Source organism: Chitinimonas sp. BJB300, assembly GCF_002735695.1.
Classification (GTDB): Bacteria; Pseudomonadota; Gammaproteobacteria; order Burkholderiales; family Chitinimonadaceae; genus Chitinimonas.
The window spans coordinates 1-4,829 of the sequence record NZ_PDZH01000201.1 but is presented as its reverse complement, the minus strand read 5'-3'; the positions used below and the strand labels follow the sequence as shown (position 1 = coordinate 4,829).

6 protein-coding genes are annotated in these 4,829 nt (G+C 46.7%); 5 read left to right on the top strand and 1 reads right to left on the bottom strand.

What is annotated here, in order from left to right:
* The 3 genes from CSQ89_RS22645 to CSQ89_RS22280 form a co-directional block, all read left to right on the top strand.
* Nucleotides 1-284: hypothetical protein (locus CSQ89_RS22645; protein ID WP_308418189.1), on the top strand; the 284-nt coding region annotated here is incomplete at its 5' end.
* A gap of 154 nt (nt 285-438) precedes the next feature.
* Nucleotides 439-1,605: a hypothetical protein gene (locus tag CSQ89_RS19980; protein WP_099407775.1), complete on the top strand. Its 1,167-nt coding sequence runs from the start codon at nt 439-441 to the stop codon at nt 1,603-1,605.
* 479 nt (nt 1,606-2,084) lie between these two features.
* Nucleotides 2,085-2,222: a class IIb bacteriocin, lactobin A/cerein 7B family gene (locus CSQ89_RS22280; protein WP_139023162.1), complete on the top strand. Its 138-nt coding sequence runs from the start codon at nt 2,085-2,087 to the stop codon at nt 2,220-2,222.
* Between the two features lie 224 nt (nt 2,223-2,446).
* Here the strand turns inward: CSQ89_RS22280 and CSQ89_RS22275 are convergent, their stop codons facing one another.
* Nucleotides 2,447-3,604 carry a hypothetical protein gene (locus CSQ89_RS22275; protein ID WP_158229065.1) on the bottom strand — a complete coding sequence of 386 codons (1,158 nt, stop codon included), beginning with the start codon at nt 3,602-3,604 and terminating at the stop codon, nt 2,447-2,449.
* Between the two features lie 505 nt (nt 3,605-4,109).
* Here CSQ89_RS22275 and CSQ89_RS19970 point away from each other — a divergent pair.
* Together CSQ89_RS19970 and CSQ89_RS19965 are read left to right on the top strand one after the other, a co-directional pair.
* A complete protein-coding gene (locus CSQ89_RS19970) occupies nt 4,110-4,511 on the top strand; it encodes a hypothetical protein (protein WP_099407774.1) in 402 nt (133 codons plus the stop codon).
* A gap of 5 nt (nt 4,512-4,516) precedes the next feature.
* Nucleotides 4,517-4,829 (top strand): portal protein (locus tag CSQ89_RS19965; protein WP_441302620.1); only part of this gene is annotated, 313 nt, incomplete at its 3' end.

Genomic DNA, 4,829 nt, shown 5'->3' with positions numbered 1-4,829 from the left:
GTGCCGTGGAAAGCTTTCTGGTGCGTATGGTTGATGGTGAGCCTGCACTGTTGCTCGACCCATCGTGCAAGACACTGCGCAAGGGCTTCAATGGTGGCTACCAGCTACGCAAGATGCAGGTAGCAGGCGAAGAGCGATACACCGAGAAGCCGGACAAGAACCGGTTTTCTCACCCGCATGATGCGTTGCAATACGTCGCATTAGGGCATTTGGGCAATCCAGGGAATGACGAATCCAAGGACAGGACCAAATCACGGCGTGCACATGGGTACAAGGCGGAATAAGTCTGGCTGCGGCTAAACTTGTTGCCGCCATGTTAATAATGGTAGCTATTCATTGGATTACACACTAATAGAAAGCGTACTTATAAAAATTAGCAGGGGAACTTTATTAATACCGTCTTAACATAGCAATAATATACATGAACAGAAATGTTTTATGAGGCATTTATTCAACAGTATGCAAGAAATCAATTTGCGTTACCTAAAATTAATTAGGCTTAGCTTAATATCTATTGTGCTTGTTATTGGAAGTGCAGCAGTTGCTTCTCCCAAATTCGTTTACAGAGCGGTTGCTAGAATTCCTGAGCAACGTCCGGAGAAGATTTTTCAAGAGGGTTTTAAATCAAAAGGAGAAAATGACAACGTCGCAGCACATACAGCCGGCTATTCTCTTGTTGGTTCAGGTGCAGACAGTGCCTTTATATCTACAGCATCAAGCTTAGCGTATTTAGATGATTTAAGAGAGGATGGCGTACTTCCAAGTAGGATATATATTTATACTATACGAGCAGATCAGAATTTCTATTCCATCAATAAATCTCTTAAAAGAATTCCGGATTATGAGACTGTTATGAATCAGTATGATTTAAGCTTTGATATTGATCCAGAACATCAGGAATATTTAGCATTAAGACAAATCCCAACTCAGAATATTGTCAGTGCGCAGGCTGCTACTTGGGATGCAGAACAAGAAAGCTATGTCGTGGATCAAAGTAGAAGTTTTTCCAATCCATATTATGTAGAGGCGGAAACGTTTGCCAATGCTGAAGGTTATCATAGGGTTATATTTGATCAAAGTACATTTGTAGTAAGCGCAAATGCTACGGGAGCTTGCAGTGTTTCAGGCCCATCGTCCTTGGGGAAACGGAAAAAGAGACGTACTGGTTCCGCATGTTTTATCCACCTCGGATTTTGTCCTGAAGCAATAGAAGGTGAACTAGTTGCGGATGGTGCCAATGGCTGCTTTCAAACTAAAAAGATATCGATAAACAAGTATGGCCCCTATAAGGCCAATTGTAACGTGCTTAGCTATTATATTAACTGTTATCTATATGAACAAAAAACAGATAATTATGTTGGCAGATTTGCAGGCAACTTTTATCCGTTCACTTTTTTTGGAAGAAACTGGGGAAGTAACATTTACTTTTCTGAAGCAGTAAGCGCTTTGGTTGGGAAAGGCGATAAATATGGTATCAAATTCAGCGTTGGTGGTTTTGTAGATAGTGTGGTAGTAGATACCGGCTATGGGAAGATTACAGCTGGAGATGCAGGACTATGTGCTATTGGAGGAGGTGGCGGTTTAGATGGGGCCTTTTTACCCTAATACAAACCGGTTTTCGCACCCGCACGATGCTTTGCAGTATGTGGCGTTGGGGCACATCGGTAATCCTGGAGCGGAGCGGAGCGGAGTGACAGTGGCAGAGCTAAGTCTCGTAGTTCACGAAGCTATAAGACGGCATAACCCAGTAGTTGCCTGAATTACCACCCAATCAACTATTTAGGCTTTTCGTCTATACACAATCAAATAGCTTAAACCGATAATGTGATTCATTTTAGCCACATGTAATCTAACGCAGGGAAGTAAACGATCACTCCCATGTGGTCATGCTTGCGATAGTGGAAAAACGAGCAGGTAATTGGCCTGCAATTGAAGTGGGTGTGGCTACGGTTACCAAGACAGCTCAGTGCTGACCCCGATTCGGGGCAGATGCCCTATTGAAAACAGAAAATCTATACCTCTACACTCTGTTCCTAACCAGTAGCGTCCTATTGGCTATCTTGAATAAAAAGGAGATGACAACAATGCAAGCACTCAACACCACCGAAATCGATCAAGTCACAGGCGGTATTTCACCGATTATTATTGGAGCATGTATATCTGGAGGGGCTGTATTGGCGGCTGCATTCATTAATGGCATCTTTGGCCTCTTCAGAAAGTAAGGATTGGCCTTGAACAGCATAACGTAGAAAACAGAGCGAAAGTTGTGTTTCCTACCTTTTACTGTTTAAACTCAAGGCAGTCCAAGGGATGACAATTTCAAAGAGAGACCTAAATCACGGCGTTCGCACGGATACAAGGCAGTTTGAGATACTTTGAATAAAATACCGTGAATGGCTAGAGGTAGCACATTCACGGTTATCGTCAGGCAACTAGCTTTCAAGTATTACTGCGGTAAGCCAAGCTGTGTTTTCAACTCAGTGATTGCTGCTTTGTTAAAGTGAATCTGTGGGTCGACTATTTTGGTTTCTTTGTCAAAATAGGCTGAAGCTTCAGGGGTGATGGTATAACCCATTTGAGTAATCACTAACTTGGCTCCCGCTTTTAAGTAGGTTGAGTTGAATAGCTGACTCTCCACATTTAGTGATGCAGGAAGACTAAAGAAATAGTGAGTATTCTGCGTAGATAACAAGCCTTTGGTCTGAGTTTGACGGTATTGTCCTTCACCAATCGATGCGCCATCAGGTTTGCAGTCTTGCGTTACTTTATAAACTTCGACCTTGCTGTCGCCAACGAGTTTTAAGCCAACTTTGATCGGTGAAAATCCCAACGGTACTTTGCGGAAGAAGCAGTACAAACCTGTTGCATCATCTTTCGAGACGGTAACGTTTGAATTCTGCAATGGTGTATTCGCTGGCAGGATAATATGGGTGCGCAAACCAATTGATCCTGTTGAGAATTTATTATCACCAAATGCATCAACCAGTTTTGCACCAGAAGGTAATACACCATCCATGGCCTCGCCAGTGCTGAAAAACATACTGTTTTTCATCGGTTGATTAGCCAAATCAATTTCTTCGAGTTGAAATCGATAGGTAGGTTGATCAGGATCAGACTTGTGCGTTAACCAGCCGGGGTTCGTCCAAGCAGTAAATTGGTTAGAAAGGGAAATATTCCCTAGCCAGTCTTGCACACCAAATTGATGGTCTTGTCTGTCTAATGCATAGGCAACTTGCGGCGAGAGTAATTGATGCAGAAATACTGGCGAAACTGCTGAACGCTTTGGATCATGATTGTCCGTAATACGGCCGTCTTTATCCATCACAGTATTCAGTACCGATACAGCACCTAAATTTCCAAGGCGATCGACATCAACATGTAGACTATATACATCGCCGTCTATTAAACGCTTGACCGCCGGGGCAGGTGTCGGGGCAGGTGTCGGAGCCGGTGTCGGTGCCGGTGCCGGTGCCGGAGCCGGTGTCGGAGCCGGAGCTGGTGTCGGTGTCGGAGTAGTCGGTTGGCTATCGCCCCCACCACCACATGCAGTTAGAGCAAAGCAAAGCGACAAACTTGCAGCAAGTACCGTGGTTTTTCTGTTCATAAAGTTGCTCAAAAAGTAATTTCATTAATTCGAATATAGGGCAACCAGTTAGGCACTCAAAATAACGGCAAGGTGAGTTGTCCACTGTTTGCTATGACGGAGGTATGACAAGTACATACTTATACATGAGGATATTAGGGATTTCTGCAGCTACTAATTGAGGATTTCCCCTACTTCTTAATGGTATTTTTTACGGAAACAAACGCCTTCTTCCCGTAAGTCTGGTCATCTGATTACGAGTCAACTTGTCTAGGGGACTTGATTGAAGGTAAGGGCTGGCGGGTGGTTGAAGTGTTGCCGGGGCAAGCAGAACTCTCGCGCTGGATTAGTAAAACACCGGGGGCGCGCTCTAGATTTGCGCCCATGAGCGCTCCCGATCCAAGCCAAACCTATGGCCAGTCTTGCCGCTACGAGCAAGACGCCTACATTTCTCACTTTCTCCCGAAACAAACACCGGTAACGACCCCTACATTGCCGCCATTCCAGACCAGCAGGATGGCCAGACATGCAGGGTAGTACCGACACAATCCAAGACACCGGCAAGGCCCAGCGGCAATACGGGCTGATTCGCCACTACACCTACCTCAATGGTGATCCCTGCCTCGTTATTCGGCCTGTCGTGCCAAGGCTGGGCGCCACTGCCTTCGCTGTGCGCCAAGACGATATCTGGCGCTGGCGTACCGACGTGGAAGACGTGCGCATGGTGGTGCATGCCGCCATCAAGGCGTCCAACGTCCTACGTCTCGACCACACCCCGCAAACCTGGACGCAGATCATCACCGTGATTCAAGACGGACTGGATGAATTGCACACGATGCCACCGGCCCCCAAGGAGAAACGCCAGGTTGTTGGTGAGTTAGAGGTGTTTGCCAATGGCCGACGCTTTACCAAGGACATCTACCAGTGACTGACATGGCAGATGACCGTCTGGTCAACGTCAAGGTACACAAGCGCGTCGACCCGATTGCGGCCGAGGCTGGCCGGTCCTTCCTGGGCCGGGGTGATGACCAGGCGCAACCCGACAATGACCCGCTCGATAGCCCACCGATGCAGGCGCTGTTCCGTCGATTGATGGGCTTTACCCGGCGCGAAATGGATTTACAGGCCGAGAACCGGGTACAGATGGCCATCGACCACGACTATTACGACCACATTCAATGGGCGGTTGATGACGCGGTCACGCTTGAGTCGCGGGGGCAATTGCCTGCGGTCTACAACAAGATCG

Coding starts and splice junctions, on each gene's coding strand:
- CSQ89_RS19980 (WP_099407775.1), top strand. CDS start 439: ATGAGGCATTTATTCAACAGTATGCAAGAAATCAATTTGCGTTACCTA.
- CSQ89_RS22280 (WP_139023162.1), top strand. CDS start 2,085: ATGCAAGCACTCAACACCACCGAAATCGATCAAGTCACAGGCGGTATT.
- CSQ89_RS22275 (WP_158229065.1), bottom strand. CDS start 3,604: ATGAACAGAAAAACCACGGTACTTGCTGCAAGTTTGTCGCTTTGCTTT.
- CSQ89_RS19970 (WP_099407774.1), top strand. CDS start 4,110: ATGCAGGGTAGTACCGACACAATCCAAGACACCGGCAAGGCCCAGCGG.